This window comes from Pseudomonas sp. SDO5591_S426 (assembly GCF_054070755.1).
Window position 1 is genome coordinate 1 of sequence record NZ_JBSVXD010000083.1, and the last position, 25,353, is coordinate 25,353.

Genomic DNA, 25,353 nt, shown 5'->3' on the forward strand with positions numbered 1-25,353 from the left:
TACAGGGGTGTGGGGTTGGTCAGGCGTTAGTGGGCAGTGGATAGAGCTTGTCGTCGAACTGCGCCAGTTTTGGAAACACCAACGGCTGATCATCACTCAGATGCTGCAGCCGCTGCCCATAATCAACCAGAAACTGCTGACGCGCCTCTTCACTGATATACGGCACATGCCACGCCACAAACGGCTGCAGCACATCAAAACCAACGTAAGCCAAAGTCCCACGCAAAATCGGCCGCAACATGTCCTCCAACGGTCCATGGATCGCATCTTCGCCAAACATGTGTTCGCGCCCGCCCAAGGTCACGGTCACCAACGCCTTCTTGCCCGCCAACCCACCCTGATCGTAAAAACGCTTGCCGCCATAACAAATCCCCGACACCAGTACCCGATCGATCCAGCCCTTGAGCATCGCCGGGGTGGAGAACCAGAAGATCGGGAAGTTGAGGATCAGCAGGTCGGCCCACAGCAGTTTGTCGAGTTCGGCCTGGATGTCGGCAGCCAGCGATTGGCTTTTCACGCCCAGACGTTGTTCCAGTGCATAGACCAGGTACTCGGGGTTTTCCCGTGACGAGAAGTCCGCGTCGCTGGCCACCGGGTTCCAGTTCATTTTGTACAGGTCGCTGACTTGCACTTCATGGCCTTGGGCTTCAAGGGTAGCCACCGCCTGGTCACGCAGGGCGGCGGTGAAGGATTTTGGTTCCGGGTGGGCGTGGACGATCAATACTTTCATGGTGATTCCTTAGACTTTTTCCAGCGTATTGGATGAGTTTGCGGTCGCGCGGCTGGCCAGCAATTGGTCGAGCCAGTCCGGGTCCATTTGTGGTTCGGAGGAGAACAACAGTCCGGTGTAATCCTGATGCGGCGGCGTGAAGATCTGGCTGCGCGAGCCGTGGTCGACCACCCTGCCCCGTTGCATCACCAGCACTTCATCGGCAATCGCGCGCACGGTGGCGACGTCATGGGTGATGAACAGGTAGGCGACGCCGAGCTGTTGTTGAATGCGGTTGAGCAGCTTGAGCACGCCTTCAGCCACCAGTTGATCGAGGGCCGAAGTGACTTCGTCGCAGATGATCAATTGTGGGTCGGCCGCCAGCGCGCGGGCAATGCAGATGCGTTGCTTTTGTCCGCCGGACAATTCACGAGGCTGACGCTCCATGAAGGTCGTCGGGTCGAGTTCGATCATCTCCAGCAGTTCGGCGACCCGCGCGCGCATGGCCTTGCCCTTGAGGCCGAGGTAGAACGTCAGCGGCCGGCCGATGATGTCGACGATGCGCTGGCGTGGGTTAAGCGCGGTGTCGGGGATCTGGTAGATCATCTGGATGCGCCGCAGTTGCTCCTTGCTGCGCTGGCGAAAGTCCGCCGGCAGTGGCTCGCCGTCGTACAGCACTTGTCCGTAAGTCGGTGGCAACAAACCAGTGATCAAGCGCGCCGTGGAGCTTTTGCCGCTGCCGGATTCACCAATCACCGCCAGTGTCTGGCCGCGATAGAGCTTCAACGAAACGTCGTGCAACACCGGTTGCTGACCGTAGCTGGCGCAGCTGTTGCGCAACTCCAGCAAAGGTTCTTCCTGCTGCGGGCAGGTTTTGGGCTCAGTGCGGAAACTGCGCACCGCCCACAGCGACTTGGTGTAGTCCTCCTGCGGATCGCCGAGCATCTTGCGGGTCTCGGCCTCCTCCACCAGTTTGCCGTGGCGCAACACCATGATCCGGTCGGCCATCTGCGCGACCACCGCCAGGTCGTGGCTGATGTAGATCGCGGCGCTGCCGTAGGTCTTCACCGCATCGCGAATCGCCGCCAGCACTTCAATCTGCGTGGTGACGTCCAGCGCGGTGGTCGGTTCGTCGAAGATGATCAGGTCCGGATGGCAGGCCATGGCCATCGCGGTCATGACGCGCTGCAACTGGCCGCCGGAGACCTGATGCGGATAGCGTTGGCCGATGGTTTCGGGGTTGGGCAGGCGCAGCACGCGATACAGCTCCACGGCCTCGCGCATGGCTTGTTCGCGGCTCATGCCGCCGTTCTTGACGGCGGTTTCTACATGTTGATCGATCAACCGATGGGCCGGGTTGAACGAGGCCGCCGCACTCTGTGCCACGTAGGCGATACGCAAACCGCGCAACTTGCGCAGGGCTTCGGGTTTGGCCTTGAGCAGATCGATGCCGTCGAAATGCACCGAGCCACCGGTAATCCGACAGCCGTCGCGGGTGTAGCCCATGGCCGACAGGCCGAGGGTCGACTTGCCTGCGCCGGACTCGCCGATCAGCCCCAGCACTTCGCCCCGTTGCAGGGTCAGGTCGATACCCTTGATCAGCGGATGCCACGCGTCTTCGTAGTGACCTTCGATGTGCAGGTCGCGGATTTCCAGCAAAGGTTTGGTGGTCGTCATATTCAGCATTCCTTGAGGCCGCTGGATTTGTGCAGCATCCAGTCGACGACGAAGTTGACGCTGACCGTGATCAAGGCCACGGCCAGGGCGGGCAGCAACGGGCTGATGTCGCCGAAGGTGATCAGTACGGCGTTGTCGCGGACCATGCTGCCCCAGTCGGCGGTCGGCGGTTGAATACCAAGGCCGAGGAACGACAGCGCACTGATGAACAGGAACACGAAGCAGAAGCGCAAGCCGAATTCGGCAATCAACGGCGCGGCCGCGTTCGGCAGTACTTCGCGGGTCACCAGCCAGTACAGGCCTTCACCGCGCAGGCGTGCGGCTTCGACGAAGTCCTGCACCACCACGTTCATCGCCACGGCGCGGGACAAGCGGAACACTCGGGTCGCGTCCAGCAGCGCAATCACCAGCACCAGCGACGTCGCGGTGGTGCCGACCACGCTGAGGATCAGCAAGGCGAAGATCAGTTGCGGAATCGCCATCAGGATGTCCACCACCCGCGACAAACCCTGATCGACCCAACCGCCCTTGATCGCCGCGATCAGGCCGCACGAGCCACCGAGCAGAAACGCCAGCACCGTGGTCAGGAACGCAATGCCCAGTGTGTTGCGCGCGCCGTAGACCAGACGGCTGAACATGTCGCGCCCCAGGTTATCGGTGCCCAACAGGAACTGCCCGCCCCATGGCGCGAAGCCCTCGCCCACCACTTGGGTTTCGCCAAACGGCGCCAAAATCGGAGCAAATAGCGCCACGAAGATGTACAGCACGATCACCAGCAGCCCGAACTTCGCGCTCAGCGGCGCGCGCATTAGTTGTTTGATCAGATTCATGGACTACCCCTTCGGATGCATCAGGCGTGGGTTGCTGGCAATCGACAGCACATCGGCGCTGGTGTTGAGCAGGATGTACGTCGCGGCAAAGATCAGGCTGCACGCCTGCACCACCGGGATGTCGCGCTTGGCCACCGAGTCCACCAGTAACTGGCCGAGCCCCGGATAGACAAACACCACCTCGACCACCACCACGCCGACCACCAGGTACGCCAGGTTCAACGCGACGACGTTGACGATCGGCGCCAACGCATTGGGCAAGGCATGGCGGAAGATGATCCGCGACTGGCTGATGCCCTTGAGCCGGGCCATTTCGATGTAAGGACTGGCGAGCAGGTTGATCAGGGATGCGCGAGTCATGCGCATCATCTGCGCGATCACCACCAGGCTGAGGGTTGCCACCGGCAGTACCGAGCGGTCCAGTATCGTGCCGAGGGACGCGTCCGGCGCGAGGTTGGAAATGCTCGGGAACCAGTTGAGCTTCACCGCGAACACCAGGATCAGGATGTAGGCGACGAAGAACTCGGGGAACGACACCGCGCTCAGGGCCGAGGTGTTGAGCAAGCGGTCGAACCAGCTATTGCGGTACAACGCGGCGAGCATGCCCAGCAGCAACGCCAATGGCACCGACACCAGCGCCGCCAGCAATGCGAGGCTGAAGGTGTTGCCCAAACGCGCGCCGACCAGTTCGGCGATGGGCCGCTGGTTGGCCAGCGACACGCCGAGGTCACCGTGCAGCAGTTGCCAGATCCAGTGACCGAAACGGGTCAGCGGCGGCAGGTCCAGGCCTAATTGCGCGCGGTAGGCGGCCACGGTTTCCGGGGTGGCGGACTGGCCGAGCATGGCCTGGGCGATGTCGCCCGGAAGCAGGCCGACGGCGAGAAAGATAATCACCGATACGGCGAACAATGACAGCAGGCCCAAGGCCAAGCGCTGACTTAACAGCTTGAAAATACTTCTCATCGTGCGGTTCCTTGAATTGGGCACGCTGGTGAAGATTGCAAATTCCACTGTGGGAGCTGGCTTGCCAGCGATAGCGGTATGTCAGCCAACAACTAAGTCGACTGTTACGGCGCCATCGCGGGCAAGCCCGCTCCCACAGGGATCTTCATGGGTTGATAGATCGAAGTTTCACGCCTGCCACCACCGCTCAATCACCCGCAACCCGTCCAGCTCACCGTAAGGCGCGGTCTGTCCGCCATGGGCAACCTTGTTGGAACGCGCCGCCACCGAACTGGCAAACAACGGCACAATCGCCCCGCCGTCATCGCGGCACAGCGCCTGCATTTCGTTGTACATCTCGCGGCGCAGCGGGTCGTTCATCTCGCCACGGGCGGCGTTGAGCAGTTGATTGAAACGCGCGTTATCCCAGTGGGTTTCGTTCCACGCCGCACCCTTGGCGTAACCGATGCTGAACATGCGGTCGGCGGTCAGGCTGGAGTACCAGAACGACGTAGTGAATGGTTGTTTCATCCAGACGTTGGAGAAGAAACCATCGGCGGGTTCACGCACCACGTCGATGTCGATCCCGGCCGCGCGCGCCTGTTCCTTGAACAGCACCGAGGCGTCGACGGCGCCGGTGTACGCGGCGTCGGAGGCTTGCAGGCGCACCTTGAGCGAATCCAGGCCGGCCTTTTTCAGGTAAAAGCGCGACTTGTCCGGATCGTAAGTGCGCTGTTCCAACGCGGTATTGATGAAGCGACTGCCAGGCTGGATCGGATGGTCGTTGCCCACCAGGCCATAACCGTGCAGCACTGAAGCCAGCAAGGTTTCGCGGTTGATCGCGTGCTTCATCGCCAGGCGCACATCGTTGTTCTGGAACACTTGGCTGTCGGTGAGCATCGGGAAGGTGTAGTGCTGAGCGCCTTTGGTTTCTTCTATCACCAGGTTCGGATTGCGCTTGAGCAGCGCGACGGTTTTCAGGTCGACCTTGTTGATCACGTCCACTTGACCGGTGACCAGTGCGTTGACCCGCGCTGCGCCGTCCGCGATGGCGATCAATTCGGCGCTGGCGAAGTGCGCGCGCCCCGGTTTCCAGTAATCGGGGCTGCGTTCCAGGGTCATGCGCACGCCCGGCTCGAAGTCCTTGAGGCGATAACCGCCAGTGCCGACGCCGGCCTTCCAGTCGGGCACGCCGTCCTTGCTCGGCATGATCACCAAGTGATAGTCGGCCACCACGTAGGAGAAATCGGCGTTGCCCGACTTCAATTCGAACACCACGCTGTCGCTGCCATTGGCGCTGACTTTGGCGACGTCGCCCAACACGGTTTTGGCGGCCGAGGTGGATTTCTCGCCGAGGTGATGCTGGATCGACGCCACTACATCTTCGGCGTCCAGGGTTTTGCCGCTGTGGAAGGTCACGCCCTGGCGCAGTTTGAAGGTCCAGACGCGGGCGTCCGGGGTCGAAGTCCAGCTCTCTGCGAGTTCAGGGATGGCGGTGCCGTCGACGGCGATTTCGGTGAGCGTGTTATAGACCGCCGAGAAACCGACGAAGGTGAAGGTGTCGGCCCAGGAACCCGGATCCTTGGAGTCCGTGGTGCTGCCACCGGCCAGGCCCAAACGCAAAACACCGCCCGGTTTCGGCGTGGCCTCTTCGGCGAAGGCACCAAACGGCAGGCCCATGGAGAACGCCCCGGCTACCGCCGCCGCAGTCGCGCTGTACTTGAGAAAGTCCCGGCGCGGAAAGCTGAATTCATGGTTCGCTTGAGTAATCTTGTTTTTGTTATCGCTCATTGCATTGCCCCTGATCAAAAGCTAATGGAATTCCAATTCAAAACCACGCAAAGCACCGGGCCAAGGCCCGGTGCGTACAACGTTTGAATCGCCAACTGTCACACCTGGATCGCCTTCACTTCGACGAATTCGTTCAGCCCTTCTTCCCCCCACTCCCGACCATTGCCCGACTGTTTGTAGCCACCGAACGGCGCCTGATAGTTGAACGCCGCACCATTGAGAAAGCACTGCCCGGCGCGCATTTGCCGGCCCAGTTGCAAGGCGCGCTCGGCGCTACCGGCCCAGACGCCGCTGGACAAACCAAACGGCGAGTCATTGGCAATCTGGATCGCTTGCGCCTCATCGGCGTAAGGAATCAGGCACAGCACCGGGCCGAAGATTTCTTCCTGGGCGATGCGCATGCGGTTGTCGACATCGGCGAACAGCGTCGGGCTGACATAAAAGCCGCGTTCGAACGTAGAGGGCGTGTCACCGCCGCACAGCAATCGCGCGCCTTCCTGTTGCCCGACCTTGATGTAGTCGAGCACGGTGCGCCGTTGCCCGGCCGAGCACATCGGGCCGAGAAAACTTTGCGGGTCGAGTGGATCGCCCATGCGCAGGCTCAGGGTTTCCGCGAGTGCCAATTCCACGGCTTCGGCATAACGACTGGCCGGCAGCAGCATGCGGGTCAACGCGGTGCAGGTCTGGCCGGAGTTAATCATCACGTCCTGCACGCCGTAACGCACAGCGGCCGCCAGATCCGCGTCTTCAGCAATCAACAGCGGCGACTTGCCGCCCAGTTCCAGGCACACCCGTTTCACCGAAGGCGCTGCCGCTTGTGCGACGCGAACACCGGCGCCGGTAGAGCCGGTGAACGACACCATGTCCACGTCCGGATGCTTGGCCAACGCTTCGCCGACTTTTGAACCCGGGCCGCTGACCAGGTTGAACACCCCGGCCGGCAGGCCGATGGCTTCGATCATCTGCGCCAGCAAAAACGCGTGCAGCGGGGTTTCCTGGCTCGGCTTGACCACCACCGTACAACCAGCGGCCAGTGCGGGCGCGAGTTTGCCGATCAACTGGTGCAACGGGTAATTCCACGGGTTGATGAAGGCACAGACGCCGACCGCTTCGCGAATCACCAGCGAATTGCCGACCTCGCGCACTTCGTCCATCAGGTGCGCCAGTTCGACGTATTGCTCAAGGCCTTCGATCGGCCCGTCAACCTGCACCGAGCGACACCACTGCACCGGCATCCCCAGTTCAGCGGTGATCACCGCGGCCATTTCATCGGCGCGAGTCCGCAGTTGTTCGGCGAGTGCACGGATATAACCGGCGCGCACGCTGGAAGGCGTACGCGACCATGATTCAAACGCTTTGCGTGCGGCCGCCACAGCGTTGTCAACGTCGCGTTCATCGCCAAGCGGAACGCTGCCGGCCACTTCCTCGGTGGCCGGGTTTATCACCTCGGCGATGCCCTGCCCCGACGGGGTTTGCCAGCGTCCATCAATAAACAGTGCCTTGTGGTTAAGCATGTACCTGAGCCTCCATTAATTCGTGGGCACAACGGGCGATGCGCTGACAGGCATCACGCAGCGGAGCGGCGCCGACCACCAGGCCGAGGCGAATGTGCCCGGCGGCGCTTGGACCGAAAGCTTCACCGGCCAATACCGAAACGCCGTGGCGATCGAGCAAGCGGTCGGCAAACGCCTGGGCGCTGAGCCCGGTTTCGCGGATGTCGACCATCACGAACATCCCGCCATCGGGCTTCAACGCCCGCACACCGGGGCAATCGGCAAGGCTGTCGCAGACCAGATCGCGGCGCTGGCGATAGGCTTCGCGCATGGCTTCCAGCTCTGGCAGGTTGCTTTCCAGCGCAATGACCGCAGCGTCCTGGATGAAATCCGGCGAACCGTAAAGCATGCACAACGCGAGGTTTTCCAGGTGCGCGGCCAGCGATGGCGGCGCCACCACCCAGCCGACGCGCCAACCGGTCATGGCGTGGGATTTCGACAGGCTGTTGAGCGTCGCGGTGCGTTCGGCCATGCCCGGCAGGCTCGCCGGGCTAACGTGTTCACCTTCGAATAGCAATTCGCTGTAGACCTCATCGGAAATCAGCCACAGATCGTGACCGATACACAGTTCGGCCAATGCCTCCCAAGTGCTGCGCGGCAGGCTTGCGCCAGACGGGTTGTGCGGGCTGTTCAAGGCCAGCGCCCGGGTACGCGGGGTGATGCGTGTCGCCACGTCTTCCGGCAATACGCGGAAGCCGTTTTCCGAACGCACCGGCACTGGCACGACTACGGCGCCGCAAGCGCCGAACACTGCTTCATAGGTGACGTACATCGGTTCGGCGACGATCACTTCATCGCCCGGATTGAGTACGCATTGCGCGACGCTGAACAGCGCGCATTGCGCCCCGGCCAGCACCGTGACCTGATCCGCCGAGACGGTTTGACCACTGCGCTGGCGGTAACGCTTGGCGATGGCTTCGCGCAAGGCACGCTTGCCGCGCACTTCGGCGTAATGGGTGTTGCCGTTCAGCAGACTGTCGATGGCGCCTTGCACGATGGGTACCGGCGTGTCGAAATCCGGATCGCCCACGGACAGCAACAGAATGTCTTCGCCCTGTTCGCGCAGTGCCAAAGCGCGGTAGTGAATGTCCCACGCGGCGGCGCCATCACCGGCAATACGTTGAGTCAGATCGGAAAAGCGCATGGCTTCATCCCCTTGAAATACACGTCAATGCGCACAGGCATGCTTGAGTTCGATCAGCGTCACGCCGTTGCGCTTGAAGCCGTGGCGCAGGTCGGTTTGCAATTCGGCCAGGCTTTGCGGCTGGGTCACGGTGCAACCGAACGCACGGCCAAGGGCGGCGAAATCCGGGTTGCGCGGCAATACGCCGATCGGTTCGATGTCCAGGCCAAGCATGTCGTCGCGGATCTGCCCCAGGGCATCGTTGTTCCACAGCAGCACCACCAGCGGGCTGTCCAGTTCCTCGACCGCCGTCGCCAGTTCCTGCGCGGTGTAGAGGAAACCGCCGTCGCCCACCAACACCAGGCCCGGGCGTTGCGGCGCACCGAATTTGGCGCCGATGCCAGCCGGCAAGCCGTAGCCCAAGGTGCCGTAGCCGGTCGGGTGCAACCAGCTGCGGATTGCCTGACTGTCGAAGGCGTAGTTGCCGGTGTAGGCCAGTTGCGTCATGTCGGTGCTGATGAAAGCGTTTTCCGGCAGCTCCGCAGCGATACGCTCGAGAATCGATTGATGAATCGACTGCAACGGGCCATGGCCGGCCTTGACCGCTTCACGCAGTGCGGCCACCGAGGCAACGGCTGCGCCGGCGTCGCGTACGTCCGACGGCAGACGTTCCAGCAAGCCGCTGAGGGTCTGTTGCGCATCGCCGTGCAACGCCACGGCGCATGGATAGAAGTCGTTGAACTTGCGCGGATCGATGTCCACCCGCAGCAGTTCAGCATTGAGCGGCAGGCGTTCACGCCAGTAATCGGTGTCGGCCATTTCCGTGCCGACTGCCAGCACCACGTCGGCTTCGGCAATAAGGTTCCAGCCCGGCTCCACGCACAGCGATGAACCGGCATTCAGTGGAGCGTCCGGTGGCAGCAAGCCTTTGCCGGCGACGCTGGTGAACAGCGGCGCGGCCAAACGGTTGCTGATTTCTTGCAGCTGCGAAACAGCATTCAACGCACCCCCACCGGCGATGATCATCGGCCGTTTTGCGCTGTTGAGTTTGGCCACCGCTTCATCGAGCGCCGTGGCGGATGCAGGACCACGTCCCGGACGACGCACCACGTCGTTGCTCCAGTCGCGGGCAATCGGGGCCGCCAACACATCCAGCGGCACCGAAATGTGCACCGGGCGCGGACGCTCGCTGTCGAACACCGCGTAGGCACGGGCGATCAGTTCCGGCAAGTCTTCGGCGGTCAGGGCCACGGCCGAGAACGCGGTGATCGGCGCGGTCATCGCGCGTTGATCCTGACACTCGTGCAGGATGCCCCAACCCTTGCCGAGGCTGGCGGTGTGGTTGACGCTGGAAATCACCAGCATCGGAATCGAGTCGGCGTAAGCCTGGCCGATGCCGGTGGCGGCATTGGTCACGCCGGGGCCGGTGATGATGAAGCACACGCCGGGTTTGCCACTGACTCGCGCATAGCCGTCGGCCATGAAACTGGCGCCCTGTTCGTGACGCGTCAGGACGTGGCGGATGCCGCTGCCGGGCAAGCCGCGATACAGCTCCAGGGTGTGCACGCCGGGAATGCCGAACACCGTATCGACACCGTAGTTGGCCAGCAGGCGCACCAGCGCCTGGCCACCGGTCAAGGTTTTGCTTTGCATGTTCAGATCCTCACGCATGGCCGAGGCGAATCAACGCATCGACCGCAGTCGTGCCATCGGCACCGACCAACAATGGGTTCACATCGAGTTCGAGCAATTGACCGGCGTTCTCGCAGGCGTAATCGGCCACGGCACGGATCGCCGTGACTAACGCATCGAGATCCGCCGTTTCGCGACCGCGAAACCCTTGCAGCAATGCCGCGCTGCGCAGGCTCAACAAAGCATTGCGGATCGCGCCGTCTGTGGTCGGCAGCAACAGGCTGCGACTGTCCTTGAGCAACTCCACCAGAATCCCGCCAGCGCCAATCACCAGCGCCAGGCCGAAATCGTTTTCGCGCTTGATGCCGACGATCAGTTCGGCCAGCGGTGGCTTGGCCATCGGTTCCAGCAGCAGTTGATCGAACGGAACGCCCGGCGCATAAGCCGCGATGCTCGTGTTCATTTTTTCCAGTGCCGCGCTTAACGCTGCGCCATCCTTGAGATTCAGTGCCACGGCTCCGGCTTCGGTCTTGTGGGGCAGTTGCGCGCTGACGGCTTTGAGTACCAGCGGATAACCCAGTGACTCGGCATCCTTCAGGGCTTTCTGCGGAGTGCTCAATACGCCGTTTGGAATCGGTAGGCCGAAGGCTTTTAACGCCTGTTTGGAATCCCATTCATTGAGCAACTGGCCGTCGCCTTCAAGCGCTTGCGGGCACAGCGGCACCAAGGCCGATTCGCCCAGATCCAGCAACGCCTGACGATTGCGCTGATAACCGGCAATGCGGCCCCATGCAGCCAAACCATCCTCGACACCTTGCAACGCCGCCACGCCTTGGGCGTGCAGACGTTCGCGGGCATGAGCCGGCAACAACTCAGGGAACGCCGAGGTGACAAAACCGGTCTTGCCGTGACGCACCAGCGCTTTGCAGAACAAGTCCAGCAGCAGGTCGCATTCCTTGCGCTCGCCGGTGAATTCCGCCGGGTAGTCGAGTACCAGCATCGCTGCGTCGGCTGGCGTGTGCAGGGCGCTGTCGAGCATGGTGTTCAAGGCATCGCCATCGCCCCAGATCGCCGTGGTGAAATCCAGCGGGTTTACCAGGTTGGCGTAGGTCGGCAGCACCTGCGCCAGTTCGCCAACCTGGCCGTCATCGAGTTTCGGCAAGCCCAGGTCGTTGCGCTCGGAATAGTCGGCGATCAGCCCGGCATCGCCACCGGAACAGGCCAGTGCGATCAGGCTGTTGCCCGCCGGCAGGTTGCCGCACGCGGCGGCTTTCAGGGTTTCGACAAAACTCACCGGGCCACTGACGCGGATCACCCCGAGGCGATCGAACAGTGCGTCGTACAGCGCATCGGAACCGGACAGGGAACTGGTGTGGCTCAGGGCCAGTTCGGCACCGATCTGAGAGACGCCGGTTTTCAGCGCGATGATCGGGATGCCCTTCTCCAATGCCTTGTGCGCGGCGCGGGCAAAACCCGGTACGTTTTTCAGGCCTTCAAGGTGCAGGCCGATGGCAGTAACGCGCGGCTCATCGAGCAGCACGTCCAGCAATTCGGCCACGCCCAGTTGCGCCTGATTGCCGACCGAGGCCATGTAGGCCACCGGCAGCGAGCGGTCGCTCATCGACAGGTTGTAGGCGAAGTTGCCGCTCTGGGTCAGCACCGCCACGCCCTTCTCCACCGCTTTGCCGCCATGGGCCACCGGCCACAGCGCGGAGCTGTGCAGGTAGTCGAGCAAGCCGTAGCAGTTGGGGCCGAGCAAGGCCATGTCGCCTGCCACTTCGATCAATTTTTGTTGCAGGGCCTGGCCTTCAGCGCCGGTCTCGGCGAAACCCGAGGCGTAGCAGATCGCCCCGCCTGCGCCGATGGCGGCCAGTTCGGCGACGCAGCTCAGTGTCAGATCGCGATTGGTGGCAATGAAGACTGCATCAGGGCCACACGGCAATTCAGCAATGCTGCGCACGCACGGCACGCCTTCAAGGCTGTCGTGCTGCGGATTGACCAGCCACATTTGCCCTTGGTAGCCGCCCTCGGCGCAGCGCTTGAGCGCGCGCGCCATGCTGCGGCCGCCGACAAACGCCACGTGTTGCGGCGCAAGCATGCGCTTGAGGTTGTCGCGAATGGATTGAGACATGGACATTCTCCGGACGGATCAGCGCAACAGTGGCCGCAGCAATTCGCGGGAAATGATGTGGCGCTGGATTTCCGAGGTGCCTTCCCAGACTCGCTCGATCCGCGCGTTACGCCAGATACGCTCCACCGGACTTTCATCCATCAGGCCCATGCCACCGAAGATCTGCACCGCCTCATCGGCAGCGCGACCCAGCACTTCGCTGGCGAACAGCTTGGCCATGCCGGCCTCGCCATCAGTCATGGTGCCCTGATCCATTTTCCACGCGGTGTGCAGGGTCAGCAGTTCAGCGGCACGGATTTGCGTGGCCATGTCGGCCAGCTTGAACGACACACCCTGGAAGTTGCCGATGGCCTGGCCGAATTGCTTGCGGTCCGCCGCCCATTGCAGGGATACGTCGAGTGCGCGCTGAGCCTGACCGACGCAGTTGGCCGCGACCATCACGCGCCCGGCGGTCAGCCAGGCGTTGGCCACTTCCCAGCCCTTGCCGACTTCGCCCAGCACTTTGCTGGCCGGTACACGGCAGTCGTCGAAGAACATTTCGAAGGTGTGATAACCACGGTTGCTCACGCACTTCGGGCCACGGCGGATGGTCATGCCAGGGGTGTTGCGGTCGACCAGGAACGAGGTCACGGCGTTGCGCTTTTTGCCGTTTTGTTCGTAGGTGTCGGTCACGGCGAAGACGATGGCGAAATCGGCGTGGCCGGCGTGGCTGATGAAATGTTTGCTGCCGTTGAGGACGAAATCATCGCCCTCACGCACGGCGCGGGTCTGGATCGCGTTGGCATCGGAACCGGCGCCTGGTTCGGTCAGCGCGAAGCAGTCGATTTTCTCGCCCTGAATGCATGGCAACAGGTAGTCGTTGATCTGGTCACCGGTGCAGGCCATGAGGATCTTTGACGGCCGTGCGACGAACACGTGCAGCGCCCAGGACACTTTGGACAGCTCACGCTCGATCAGCGCCTGGGACAGATAGTCGAGACCGCCACCGCCGACTTCTTCCGGCATGTTGAAGGCATAGAAACCGGCGGCAATCGCCTTGCCGCGTATCTGCGCTGCCAGTTCCGGGGAAACCTCATCGGCGCGATCGACCTCGGTTTCGTAAGGCAGCAGTTCCTTTTCGACGAAGCTGCGTACCGAGTCCACCAACATTTCTTGTTCTTGGGTCAGTTGGAAATTCATGCTGCTACCTGTTGTTCGTGTGCTGATAGAGGGGTGCGAGGCTTAGCGGCCAATAAAGCGTGCCGGGCGTTTTTCCATGGCCGCGCGCAGGGCTTCGCTGCCGTCTTCGCTGCGACCGCAGAGCAGGCCGGCAGCCAGTTCCGCTTGCAGTTGTTCGGGCAGGCTGCGCTCGGCACCTTCACGCATGAGCTTTTTGGTCTGGGCGAAGGCAAAGGTCGGCCCGGCGGCGAGGCGCGTGGCGAGTTCGTTGGCGACGGTCAGCAGTTGCTCATCGGCGCAGACTTCGCCGACCAGCCCGGCAGCCAACGCACGGTCAGCGCCCCACAGTTCGTCGAGGAACAACAGGCGCTTGGCTTGCTCGCTGCCGATCAGGCGCGGTAGGTGCCAACTGGCACCGGCGTCCGGCGAGTACGCCATGCTGGTGTAACCGGCCTTGAAGCGCGCCGACTGCCCGGCGATGCGCAGGTCGCAGCACAGGGTCAGATCCATCCCGGCGCCGACGGCGGTGCCGTTGATGGCGGCGATGGTCGGTTTTTCCAGGCTGTGCAGGCGGGTCATCAGGGCGTGGGCGGTTTCGGTCCAGCCGTAGGTTTCCAGCGCGCCCCGGGCTTCGGCGTCGGCCCACTCATCGAGGTCGGCGCCGGCACAGAAGCTGCGACCGCTGCCGGTCAACACGACGACGCGCACGGCAGGATCGGAATTGAAGGTATCGAGCAAGGCATGCAGGTTTTTCAGCGTCGGGATGTCCAGCGCATTGCGCTGGGCGGTGCGATTGAGCGTGATCCAGGCAACGCCTGCTTCGACCTGACTGAGCAACGAATCATGAGTAGTCATGCGAATCCTCGAATTATTGTGATTGGTCTGAGGTGATGCGACTTGAGGTCATACTAAACGAGTGTTCAGTAAGGCGGCAATCGGCGATGAAATAAGCTGTAACAGCTGTAAAAATCAGCTATCCAGTTGTATTTAAAGGATTTTTCTAGAAAGATCGGGTTCGGGCGGCTGACACTGTTACAACTTCGAACAACTACCCACAGGCACCACAAAAACAACTGTGGGAGCCAGCCTGCTGGCGATGACGGCATCACATTCAACATCTCTGTTGACTGATACACCGCTATCGCCAGCAGGCTGGCTCCCACAGGGGATGTGCTGGATTGAAGGAATTACGTGGTAGGCAAGCTCGGCGCCAACACGCCCTGACGCTTGCGATGAACCAGGAAGTACGCGCCATAACACAGCGCAATAAACCCGAAGCCCCAATACAGCGATGGCCGCTGGGTTTCATCCAGTGCAAGGAACACGAACAGCGAACAGCACAGCGTGATGCACATCAGCGGCAACACCGGGAACCACGGCGCGCGGTATTTCAGGTCGCTGAGTTTGTTGCCGTCACGCAGCCAGGCCTTGCGGAACTTGTACTGGGCCAGCGCGATGACGATCCAGGTCACGGTGCCGGACATGCCGCTCACCGCCATCAGCACCATGAACAAGGTGTCCGCCGCGACAAAACTGGTCATCAACGACACCAACGCAAAGCACAGGGTGATGCTCAACGCTCGCAGCGGCACGCCGCGCTTGCTCAGCGGCGACAGGCTTTTCGGCGCCATACCGGTTTTCGACATCGCCCACAGAATGCGCGTCGACGCGTACAGCCCGGAGTTGCCCACCGACAGGATCGCTGTGAGGATCACGAAGTTCATCAGGTCAGCGGCGTACGGAATGCCAACCATGTCGAACACCTGCACGAACGGACTTTCCATCAGCCCCGCCTGCTGCCACGGCACGATGGCCGACAGCACGATGATCGCCAGCACGTAGAAGATCAGCACGCGGAATACCACGTTGCGCACGGCACGGGGAATGCTCTTTTCCGGCTGATCGGTTTCACCGGCAGCCACGCCCATGATCTCGCAACCCTGGAAGGCGTAGACCACGGTCATCATCACCGCGAACACGGCGGACAAACCGTTGGGAAACAACGAATCGCCAATCAGGTTGGTCGCCATTGGCGCGGGCGCTCCGCTGCTCAGCGGTATCGCGCCGAAGATCACCAGCACGCCAACCACGATAAAACCAAGAATCGCCGCGACCTTGATCCCGGAAAACCAGTACTCCGCTTCACCGAACGCACGGGTCGCCATGGCATTGATGCCGAACAGCACCACCACGAACAGCGCCGACCAATACCAGATCGGCACCTCCGGAAACCAGCGGGTCATCAGCATGCCGGCAGCGGTGAACTCCAGGCCGACGGTGGTCGCCCAGCTCATCCAGTAGACCCAGCCGATCATGAAACCGGTGGCTGGCCCGATGTATTGGGTGGCGTGGGTCTGGAACGAGCCGGATACCGGCATCTGCACCGACAGTTCACCGAGGCAGACCATCACCAGGTACATCAGGAATCCGGCGACCAGGTACGCCAGAATCGCGCCCACCGGACCGCCCTGATTGATGATCACACCGGAGCCCATGAACAGCCCGGTACCGATCACGCCGCCCAGCGACAGCATGAAAATGTGCCGGCTCTTCAGGGCGCGGGTGAGCTGGATGCCTTTGCGATCGATGTTTTCACTCATGTCCGGCACCTCAACAGTTGATGAGGCAGACAGCGCATGACAGGACGTCACGGCGCGGGGAAGGATCAGCTTTACGGCAATTCATTATTATTATCTCCAATAAGCTTCGAAGACCGCGCTGCGGCGGTTGCGTCGATTATTGGAAAGCCATGTAAGGTCGAGTTGAACGTAAAGATCGAAGTTGTGAAAAGTCGTAACAAACTTGTACGTCAGCTCTGCAACAGGTGTTCCAGCGTCTGTAGCGCGTGCTTGCAGTGCTCATGAACCGTAGGCGCCAACTGCTCAATGGCCGATTGATCGTTAATCAGCGCGGCTTCTTCCACCGATCTCAGCACGCCAGCCAAGGCACGAAAGCCCAGTGAGTCGCAGCTTCCCGCCAAACGGTGGGCCAGGTGCGCGATTTCAGTGAAGTCGTCGGCTTCAATGGCTTCGCTCAATGCCTCGCGATGCTGGACGATCGAATCGCGCAGCACCGCCAGCAACCCTTGCACCTTCTGCTCGCCGAGCAGATTGCGGTGGGTTTGCAGCAGCGGCCAGTCGATGGCGACGTCATCCTGCACCGGTTTTGGCGTTATCAATTGCCCGTTCAGCACCTTGCGCAGATTGTCCAGCTTCAGTGGCTTGGACAGCACGCCATCCATACCGGTATCCAGATAACCGCGTACTAGCGCCGGCTGCACACTGGCGGTCAGGGCGAAAATGCGTGCCGTGCGGTTCGGCCCGTCGAGGCTGCGGATCTGTTTGCACAATTGCACACCGCTCATGCCCGGCAGATGTACATCCAGCAGAATCAGATCGAATGTTTGCGCGGCGCACTGCACCAACGCCTGTTCGCCCTCCTCGGCCAGCCACACCTGATGGCCATCCCGTTGCAGCAGGCCCTTGACCACTTCACGATTGAGCGCCACGTCTTCGACCACCAGCACCTTCAATGCCGGCCCGGCAACCGCCATCGGCACCTGCGCCGTCACACCGGCAGCAGGCTGCAACGTCAGCTCGAACCAGAAACAACTGCCCTGCGCGACTTCACTGGTAACTCCAATGCTGCCGCCCATTTGCTCCACCAGGTGTTTGCAAATCGCCAGGCCCAACCCGGTACCGCCAAAGCGCTGCGCCACTTCCTCGCTGGCCTGGGTGAAGCGCTCGAAAATCTTCGCCTGCATCTGCGGCGCAATGCCGATGCCGTTGTCGGTGACGCTCACCCGCAGGCGATCGCCGCTAACCCCTTCGGGCTCCGTGAGCAGCGCCACTTCGACACTGACCTCGCCGCCCTCAGTGAACTTGATGGCGTTGGCCAACAGGTTACTCAAGACTTGTCGCAAGAATTGCTCGGCACCGTGGTGATGTTCGGCCACCCGCTGATCGACCCGGCAATGCAGGATCGTGTCGTTGTTCAGCGCCTTGGGTTCCAGCAGGGTCAGCACTTCGTCGAGCAACTGACGAATCGAGAAGTCCACCGGCTCGGGCAGGCTCACGCCCTCCTCCAGTTTGGCGAAAAACAGCACTTCATTGAGGATGGTCAGCAAACCCTCGCCCGCCTTGTGCAAGGCATCCAGCCGTTTGCTGTCCTGCTGATCCAGGCTCGCGCCGCGCAGTAACTCGGCCATGCCGAGGATGCCGTTGAGTGGCGTGCGTAGCTCGTGACTCATGGTCGCCAAAAAACGCGACTTGGCGAGGTTGGCCGCTTCCGCTTCGTCCTTGGCGCGCATCAGGCTGGCGGTGCGCCGCTCGACCATTTTCAGCAATTCATCACGGTTGTCCTGCAAAGCCAGGCGATCGCTTTCGCGGCGATCGATGTCATTGAGGATCGCCCGGCGCATGTCGTCCAGGGCGTAGGCCACGGTGTCGATCTCGTCTTTTTGTGCGCTGCGCTGCTTGTCGAGACGCAGCGGCTCGTGCCAATCACCGGCAGCAATACGCCGGGCAAATTCAGCCATGACTTTCAGGTGTCGGGTCACCAATCGGTAAAACAACCCCGACAGCGCCACCGCCAGGCCACAGAGAAATACTGCCATCCACAACAGGCTGGTCAAACCGGTGGCATACAGACGCTGATACACCGCGCCCAGATCGGTGCTGACTTCCAGTTCGCCGAGGTGACGCAACGGGCCGGATGGCGGTTGATAATCCAGGGCAAATCGCTCGATACGCAGTGGGCCGATCGGTTCAGGATTGCCGTGCAGCAAATCGAAATCGGGGCTGCTCAGGTGTACCCGCGCCACATCGGAAAAATCCACCAGACCGCGCAATTGCACGTTCAACTGCTCCTGGTTCAAATCCCACAGGCTGCGTTCCAGGCTCGCCAGGTAGCCGGCGCGGATCAGCTCCATGCGCGCGTCGATATCGCGCATTTCCCGGCGGTATTCGATGTACAGCTGCACGCTGCTGGCGAGTACGGTGAAGCACAGGCTGAACAACAGAATGAACAGCAACAGCCGTCGCAACAGTCCACCGGGTCGGGCGCGGATCATTGCGCGTTCGCCGGCAGGTTGATCATGTCGCGGTAAGTCACTTCGCTTTCATTGAGCAGGCGTTCGATGTCACCGGCATCGACCATGCGCTGCAATTGCTCGTTGATCTGCGGCATGAGCACGGCCAGCGGCGAACGACGGGAAACCGCGACCCGCAAGTAATCCACGCTCAGGGCCTTGGGCAAGGCCACGATGTCTTGGGCACCGGGCAGGTTCTGCACGTAGAGCTCGCCGGTGCGGCGCTCCTGGGTGATGAAATCGATGCGCCCGCGAATCAGCTTGCCGAAGTTCTGGCGGCTGTCGGAGACCCATTCGATGTTGTTGTTTTGCGCGACCATGCGATCGAATTCCACGCCATAACTTTCACCGAACAGCAGGCCGCCACGGTAACGGGACAGATCTTCCAGCCTCTCGAACTTCACCGGATGCTGGCGATTGACGAACAACGCCACCTCTTCGCGCAACACCGGCACCGAGGAAAACAGCATGCTCTGTTCCCGCTGCGAAGTGCTGTAGGCAAGTACCACGTCGACCCGGCCCTCGGCGGCGTCAAGCAGGCAACGCTTCCAGTTGCCCAGCACCACGATCTCGACTTCGTAGCCGAGTTGGCCGAACAGTTTTTTCACCACGCTCGGCGCCAGACCACGAACCTGTTTGCCGTCGCTCCAGGAAATCGGCGGATACACCGGGTAGTCGCAATAACGAACTTTTTCCGCCGCCTGCGCAGTGCCCGCCAACACCAACATCAACAAGAGCAATCGCCTCAAGGCAATCACGCCGCCAGGCTGGCAGTGAACAGGTAACCGGCGCCGTGGATGGTGATGATCAGTTGCGGTTCGGCCGGGTCGTCGTGCAACTTGCGGCGCAAACGGCCCACCAGCACGTCGATGGAGCGGTCGTTGGGCACCCATTCGCGGTTGCGGATCTGGTCCATCAACTGGTCGCGGCTGAGGGTGTGGCCGCTGTTGCGCAGGAACACGCTGAGCAACTGGAATTCGCCGTGGGTCAGCAGGGTTTCGCTGCCTGAAGGATCGATCAGGCGTCGACGGTCAGTGTCCAGCGCCCAATCGGCAAACTGTTTGACGGGTTTGGAAACAGCCGCGACCGGTTGTGGAGTTTGCGCATGACGAACCCGGCGAATCAGGTTTTTCGCCCGCGACACCAGTTCACGCGGATTGAGCGGTTTGATCACGTAGTCATCGGCGCCGCATTCGAGGCCGACGATGCGGTCGATTTCATCGTTGCGCCCGGTGATCAGGATGATCCCGACTTCCGAACGCACCCGCAGTTCGCGGGTCAGGGTAAGGCCATCCTTGCCCGGCAAGCGGATATCGAGCATGACCAGGTCAACGGCCTGGCTGGCCAGAAAGGCCTCGGCCAGCTCCGCCGTGGCGGCGCAATGAACGTCGTAGCCTTCCTGGGACAGGTAGGCATGCAACAGTTCGCGAATCAGCGGATCGTCGTCGACGATCAGTACCCGAGGAGTCATTGCTGGGTGTCCCGCACAGGCCCGAAGGCGTATTTCTTATTAGAGTGTTTTGTTGCTTCAGCGCCAGAGAGTAGCCACTGTTGAACAGGTGATCAACAGCTACTCGTCTGCCCACAAAAGCGCTGCCGGCCACCAGCCTGCAAACCGTCGACCCAGGCTTCACAGATCTGCATGCCCTGCTCCGGGGTGAAAGTGCCAGGGTTCAGGCCCAACTCCAGCCAGAGGCCATCGAGCAAGGCGCTGAGGCTGATCGCGGCGAGATCGGCGTCGAAGTTTTCCCAGCCCTCTTCCTGCGCCAGTTCCATCAACACCTTGCGCAGGATGGCGCGGTACTCGCCATAGGAATGATCGTGAGCCTGGTTGATCGCCTCGGCGGTTTTCACCGCGCCCCAGAACGCCAGCCAGGCGTCGATCAGTTGCGGGTCGAGCAATTCGGCGGAAAACGAACCACGGAAAAACGCCGACAAACGCTCGCGGGCGTTGGGTGCGGCTTGCTCCATGGCGTCGCGCAACAGCGTCATGACGCGTCCAGTGATCGCCATGTAAGCCTCGGCCACCAACTCATCCTTGCCGGAATAGTGATGGCTGATCAGCCCCACCGAAACGCCCGCCTCGGCGGAAATCTTGCGAATCGAAGCGCCCTGGAAACCATGACGCTTGAGGCACACCAGCGTTGCCTCGATCAGATTGGCCTTGCGCAACTCCGGTTCCATGCGGGAAAAACGGGCTTCCTGATTCATGGCGACTGCTCCTGGATTCAATCATTAGGGCCCGCGCTGGCAAGCGACGAGCTGAACGACTGTACAGCAAGAGCAGGCAAAATCTCCAGTCAGTCTGGTAAACCGCGTCGCCTGCATCGCGGGCAAGCCCGCTCCCACAGGATTTCGGTTGCTCGGGGATTTTGTGTACAACCACACACCCTGTGGGAGCTGGCTTGCCAGCGATTTGGCCATCACAGTCTATCTAGAATCCGGATCAATCCCGATACCCCGGAGCCACCCGATCCAACAACCGCAACAACGCCGCCCAAGCCAGTTGCATCGCATCCGGATCGCTCAACTCGCCTTCATCCAGCGGCCGCCCCGGATCATTGAACTGCCGCTCGGTATGCGCACAAACCTCAGCCGGTGGCAGAACGATCTCCCCCGCCGCCTGCGCAGCCAACTGAATTTCACAGGCCTTTTCCAGGTAATACATACGCAAAAACGCCTGGCTCACGGTCTCGCCGACGGTCAACAAACCATGGTTGCGCAACATCAGCACCGATTTGTCGCCAAGGTCCTGCACCAGTCTCTGCTGCTCGCTCATGTCCAGCGCCACACCTTCGTAGTCGTGATAAGCGACCCGGCCGTAAAACTCCATGGAAATCTGGTTCACCGGCAGCAACCCGCACTTCAACGCCGCCACCGCGCAACCGGACTTGGTGTGGGTGTGCAGCACACATTGCGCGTCTTCTCGGGCGCCGTGAATGGCGCTGTGAATCACGAAACCGGCCGGGTTCACCGGGTACGGCGAAGGCTCGACGGCATGGCCATCGAGGTCGATTTTCACCAGATTCGACGCGGTAATCTCATCGAACATCAGCCCGTAGGGGTTGATCAAGAAGTGATGTTCCGGCCCCGGAATGCGCACCGAGATGTGGGTGAAGATCAGGTCGGTCATGCGGAAATGTGCAATCAAGCGATAACAGGCCGCCAGTTCTTCACGCAGACGCTGTTCGGTGGCGCTGCGCTCGGGGGCGGTCAGCGCAGTGGCAATTTTGTTCATTGTTCGGGCTCTCCAGGCTGTTCGGTTGAACAGACAGTAAGACTGGGCGCTTCGACACGTCCAGCCACCATCGCTATTTATTTGCTGGCCCAGGCGTTGAAGCGCTCTTCCAGTTCTTCACCATGGTCGACCCAGAAACCGACGTTCATCGACAATGCGCCCTTGAGATTTTGCGGCGCCGTCGGCACCCATTGCGCCAGTTTGTCATCCAGTCGCGCGGCGGCCTGGGTGTTGGTCGGGCCGTAGGGAATCTGCTCGACGTATTTGACCTGCGCATCCGGCTGGTTGGCGAAGGCAATGAAACGCTGGGCCTGATCGACATGCTTGGAGCCCTTGATGATTGCCCAATAGTCCATTCCATACAGGCTGCCCGGCCAGACCAGCCCGAGGTGGCTGCCTTTTTGCGCCGCGTCGGCGATGCGACCGCTGTAGGTCGACGTCATCACCACGTCACCGGCGGTCAGCCATTGCGGCGGTTGTGCGCCCGCCTCCCACCACTGGATATACGGCTTGAGTTCAGTCAATTTGGCAAACGCGCGGTCCACGCCCTGCGGGGTGCCAAGCACCTTGTACACGTCCTCGACTTTTACCCCGTCTGCCAGCAAGGCGAATTCCAGGTTGTACACCGCACGCTTGCGCAGCCCGCGCTTGCCGGGGGTTTTCTTGACGTCCCAGAAATCTGCCCACGACGTGGGTGCCTGGGCCAGTTTGTCGGTGTCGTAGGCAATCGCCACGCTCCACACCAGCGCAGCGGAACCGCATTCCTGTGCCGCGTCGGGGATCAACTGGTCAGCGTGGCCCAGGCGCGTCCAGTCGAGCCGCTCGTACATCCCTTCCTCGCAGCCACGCATCAGGTCCGGGCCTTCGATCTGCACCACGTCCCAATCGACGTTGCCGGTGTCGACCATCACTTTGATCTTGGCCATTTCGCCGTTGTATTCGCTCTGGATCACTTTGCTTTGATCCACTGCGGCGAAAGGCTGGAAGAACGCCACGTCCTGGGCTTTTTGTCCCGCGCCGCCGTAACCGACCACCACCATGTCCGATGCGGCTTGAGCGCTGCCCAGCCCCATCGCCAGGGTCAACACCAAAGGATAAAAACCGTGCTTGAGCGTTTGCGATTTCATCAGTGGTTCCTCTTGCAGGTGCCACCCGGACAAAGACCGGTGCAGCCCTTTTTTATTGTTGTGAGGTTCGCCCCAGGAGCGGGCTCGAAACGAAATTACTGCAAGCCGCAGTAAAAAAACAAGTTGATTTTTTACTACAGGTAAATTTCTATAGCGCAATAATAACAACCGAAAACCTGATGCCTCTGTAGGAGCGAGCCTGCTCGCGATGGACGTTAACGATGACGCGTGTTGTCTGGATGAACGCGTCGCCCTCAAGTTCATCGCGAGCAAGCTCGCTCCTACAAAGAGCAGACTGCCTGGAGTAATCGCACCATGCCGACACCCGCCTTCGCGCACCTGTTCGAACCCTTGCAGATCCGTGGCAAGCGCCTGAAAAACCGCATTATGTCCAGCGGTCACGACACATCGATGCCCACTGACAATCTGGTTAACGAACAACTGATTGCCTACCACCGGGCGCGTGCCGAAGGCGGTGTCGGGCTGATCGTGCTGCAAGTGGCCGGGGTGCATGACAGCGCGCGATACACCTCCCATGTGCTGATGGCCACCGACGATGAATGCATCGAGGGTTATCGCAAACTGGCGCAAACCTGCCATGCCCATGGCACCGTGGTGCTGTCGCAGGTGTTCCATCCGGGACGGGAAATCATGGAGTCCAGCGATGGTCTGCTGGCCGTGGCTTATTCGGCATCGAATGTGCCCAACGAACGGTTTCGGGTGATGCCGCGTGCGCTGGATCAGGCGATGATCGACGAGATAGTCGCCGGTTATGCCGCTGCCGCCCGGCGCTTGCATCAGGCTGGCATCGATGGCGTCGAAGTGGTAGCCAGCCACGGATATCTGCCGGCGCAATTCATCAATCCACGGGTCAACCGCCGCACCGATGGCTATAACGGTGAGCTGGAACAGCGCCTGCGTTTCCTGCGCGAAGTGATCGCCGCCGTGCGTGCGGCGACCGACGAGCAGTTCATCATCGGCCTGCGCATCTCCGCCGATGAACGCGACCCCGAAGGTCTGACCGAAGACGAATCCCTGGCCGCCGTGCAATCGCTGCAAGCACAACTCGATTACGTGCACATCGTCGCCGGCACTTCGGCCTCGTTGGGCGGCGCGGTGCACATCGTGCCGCCGATGGCGATCGAGGCAGCGTACCTGGCCAAGGAAGCCGGGACGTTCAAGGCGAGTCTGGACATTCCATTGTTCGTCACCGGGCGCATCAACCAGCCCCAGGAAGCCGAGCTGATTCTGGCCCGTGGGCAAGCCGATGTGTGCGGCATGACCCGTGCGCTGATCTGCGACCCGCAAATGCCCAACAAGACCGACACCGGCCACGCCGAAGATGTGCGCGCCTGCATTGCCTGCAATCAGGCGTGCATCGGCCACTTCCACAAAGGCCTGCCGATTTCCTGCATCCAGCACCCGGAAACCGGTCGCGAGCTGATTTTCGGTGAACGCCAACCGACCAAACATCGCAAACGCATCATGATTGCCGGCGGTGGCCCCGGCGGAATGAAAGCGGCCGCCGTCGCCGCCCAGCGCGGGCATGAGGTGACGCTGTACGAAGCCAGTTCGCAGCTCGGTGGTCAGGTGTTGCTCGCGCAATTGCTGCCACGGCGCAGCGAGTTCGGCGGCGCCAGCACCAATCTGCAACGGGAGATGGAATTGGCCGGTGTGCGCGTGGTGCGCAATACCCGCGTCGACCGTGCCTTGGTGGAACAGGAAAAACCGGACATGGTGATCATCGCCACCGGCGCCGAACCGTACTGGCCGACATTCGAACGCGGTGGCGAATTGCAGGTGGTCGACGCCTGGCAGGTGTTGCGTGACGAGGTGCAGATCGGCCGCTCCGTGGTGGTGGTCGACTGGCGCTGCGACTGGATCGGCCCGGGCATCGCCGAGCGCCTGACCCGCGCCGGGCATCAGGTTCAATTGGCGGTCAACGGCACCCATTGCGGGGAAAACCTGCCGCTGTACGTGCGCGATCAACTGGCCGGCGAGTTGCACAAACTCGGGATCCCCATCACGCCATACGCACGCCTGTACGGTTGCGACGACAACACGGTATACCTGCAACACACCGCCAGCGGTGAGCCGATGCTGATGGAAAACATCGATACGCTGGTGTTGTGTCAGGGCCATCAGCCAGTGGATACGCTGGGCGCCGAGTTGCAAGGTCTGGTGGAATTCCGCCGCATCGGCGACTGCCTGGCGCCGCGTACGGCTGAAGAAGCGATTTATGAAGGCTTGAAAGTCGCGTGGGAGCTCTGAGGCTGTTTATACTCCGGGGCTTTAAATTCAAATGATCACTCTCTGTAGGAGCTGCCGCAGGCTGCGATCTTTTGATCTTGTT

The 25,353-nt window shown here is 61.4% G+C and carries 19 protein-coding genes; 1 reads left to right on the plus strand and 18 read right to left on the minus strand.

Annotated elements, in window-relative coordinates:
• Positions 1-19: 19 nt before the first annotated feature.
• From ACW9JC_RS17070 to ACW9JC_RS17155, 18 genes are all read right to left on the minus strand, one after another.
• The gene (locus ACW9JC_RS17070) at positions 20-730 is read right to left on the minus strand and encodes an NAD(P)H-dependent oxidoreductase (RefSeq protein WP_457456281.1); all 711 of its coding nucleotides are present in this window, start codon (positions 728-730) and stop codon (positions 20-22) included.
• Positions 731-739: 9 nt separating this feature from the next.
• Positions 740-2,386 (minus strand): ABC transporter ATP-binding protein, encoded by a 1,647-nt coding sequence (locus ACW9JC_RS17075; protein WP_457456283.1) that lies wholly within the window; start codon positions 2,384-2,386, stop codon positions 740-742.
• A 2-nt stretch (positions 2,387-2,388) separates the two neighbouring features.
• On the minus strand, positions 2,389-3,216 hold the full coding sequence (locus tag ACW9JC_RS17080; protein WP_338581010.1) for an ABC transporter permease: 828 nt from the start codon (positions 3,214-3,216) through the stop codon (positions 2,389-2,391).
• Between the two features lie 3 nt (positions 3,217-3,219).
• Entirely contained in the window at positions 3,220-4,179 is a 960-nt protein-coding gene (locus ACW9JC_RS17085; protein WP_457456286.1) for an ABC transporter permease, read from the minus strand.
• Between the two features lie 168 nt (positions 4,180-4,347).
• On the minus strand, positions 4,348-5,949 hold the full coding sequence (locus tag ACW9JC_RS17090; protein WP_457456288.1) for an ABC transporter substrate-binding protein: 1,602 nt from the start codon (positions 5,947-5,949) through the stop codon (positions 4,348-4,350).
• Between the two features lie 98 nt (positions 5,950-6,047).
• On the minus strand, positions 6,048-7,463 hold the full coding sequence (locus tag ACW9JC_RS17095) for an aldehyde dehydrogenase family protein (protein ID WP_457456290.1): 1,416 nt from the start codon (positions 7,461-7,463) through the stop codon (positions 6,048-6,050).
• Positions 7,456-8,646: a pyridoxal phosphate-dependent aminotransferase gene (locus ACW9JC_RS17100; protein ID WP_457456292.1), complete on the minus strand. Its 1,191-nt coding sequence runs from the start codon at positions 8,644-8,646 to the stop codon at positions 7,456-7,458. Before ACW9JC_RS17100 ends, ACW9JC_RS17095 begins: the two co-directional genes overlap by 8 nt.
• Positions 8,647-8,670: 24 nt before the next feature.
• Positions 8,671-10,278, minus strand: coding sequence for a 5-guanidino-2-oxopentanoate decarboxylase (locus tag ACW9JC_RS17105; RefSeq protein WP_457456294.1), 1,608 nt, complete (start codon positions 10,276-10,278; stop codon positions 8,671-8,673).
• A 10-nt stretch (positions 10,279-10,288) separates the two neighbouring features.
• The gene (locus ACW9JC_RS17110; protein ID WP_457456296.1) at positions 10,289-12,388 is read right to left on the minus strand and encodes an acetate--CoA ligase family protein; all 2,100 of its coding nucleotides are present in this window, start codon (positions 12,386-12,388) and stop codon (positions 10,289-10,291) included.
• Between the two features lie 18 nt (positions 12,389-12,406).
• Positions 12,407-13,567 (minus strand): acyl-CoA dehydrogenase family protein, encoded by a 1,161-nt coding sequence (locus ACW9JC_RS17115; protein WP_457456298.1) that lies wholly within the window; start codon positions 13,565-13,567, stop codon positions 12,407-12,409.
• 42 nt (positions 13,568-13,609) lie between these two features.
• Entirely contained in the window at positions 13,610-14,401 is a 792-nt protein-coding gene (locus ACW9JC_RS17120; protein WP_457456300.1) for an enoyl-CoA hydratase/isomerase family protein, read from the minus strand.
• A 332-nt stretch (positions 14,402-14,733) separates the two neighbouring features.
• Positions 14,734-16,146 (minus strand): amino acid permease, encoded by a 1,413-nt coding sequence (locus tag ACW9JC_RS17125; protein ID WP_457456303.1) that lies wholly within the window; start codon positions 16,144-16,146, stop codon positions 14,734-14,736.
• Positions 16,147-16,355: 209 nt separating this feature from the next.
• Complete coding sequence (locus ACW9JC_RS17130) at positions 16,356-18,617, minus strand: ATP-binding protein (protein WP_457456305.1); 2,262 nt, start codon at positions 18,615-18,617, stop codon at positions 16,356-16,358.
• Complete coding sequence (locus ACW9JC_RS17135; RefSeq protein WP_457456311.1) at positions 18,614-19,363, minus strand: substrate-binding periplasmic protein; 750 nt, start codon at positions 19,361-19,363, stop codon at positions 18,614-18,616. Before ACW9JC_RS17135 ends, ACW9JC_RS17130 begins: the two co-directional genes overlap by 4 nt.
• Positions 19,364-19,389: 26 nt before the next feature.
• The gene (locus ACW9JC_RS17140) at positions 19,390-20,106 is read right to left on the minus strand and encodes a response regulator (protein ID WP_338581022.1); all 717 of its coding nucleotides are present in this window, start codon (positions 20,104-20,106) and stop codon (positions 19,390-19,392) included.
• A gap of 92 nt (positions 20,107-20,198) precedes the next feature.
• Entirely contained in the window at positions 20,199-20,846 is a 648-nt protein-coding gene (locus ACW9JC_RS17145; protein ID WP_416130391.1) for a TetR family transcriptional regulator C-terminal domain-containing protein, read from the minus strand.
• 235 nt (positions 20,847-21,081) lie between these two features.
• Positions 21,082-21,873: a class II aldolase/adducin family protein gene (locus ACW9JC_RS17150; RefSeq protein WP_457456307.1), complete on the minus strand. Its 792-nt coding sequence runs from the start codon at positions 21,871-21,873 to the stop codon at positions 21,082-21,084.
• A 77-nt stretch (positions 21,874-21,950) separates the two neighbouring features.
• On the minus strand, positions 21,951-23,000 hold the full coding sequence (locus ACW9JC_RS17155; RefSeq protein ID WP_448107992.1) for an ABC transporter substrate-binding protein: 1,050 nt from the start codon (positions 22,998-23,000) through the stop codon (positions 21,951-21,953).
• A gap of 315 nt (positions 23,001-23,315) precedes the next feature.
• On the opposite strand from ACW9JC_RS17155, the gene ACW9JC_RS17160 reads away from it, so the two are divergent.
• Entirely contained in the window at positions 23,316-25,271 is a 1,956-nt protein-coding gene (locus ACW9JC_RS17160; RefSeq protein WP_457456309.1) for an oxidoreductase, read from the plus strand.
• Positions 25,272-25,353 lie beyond the last annotated feature (82 nt).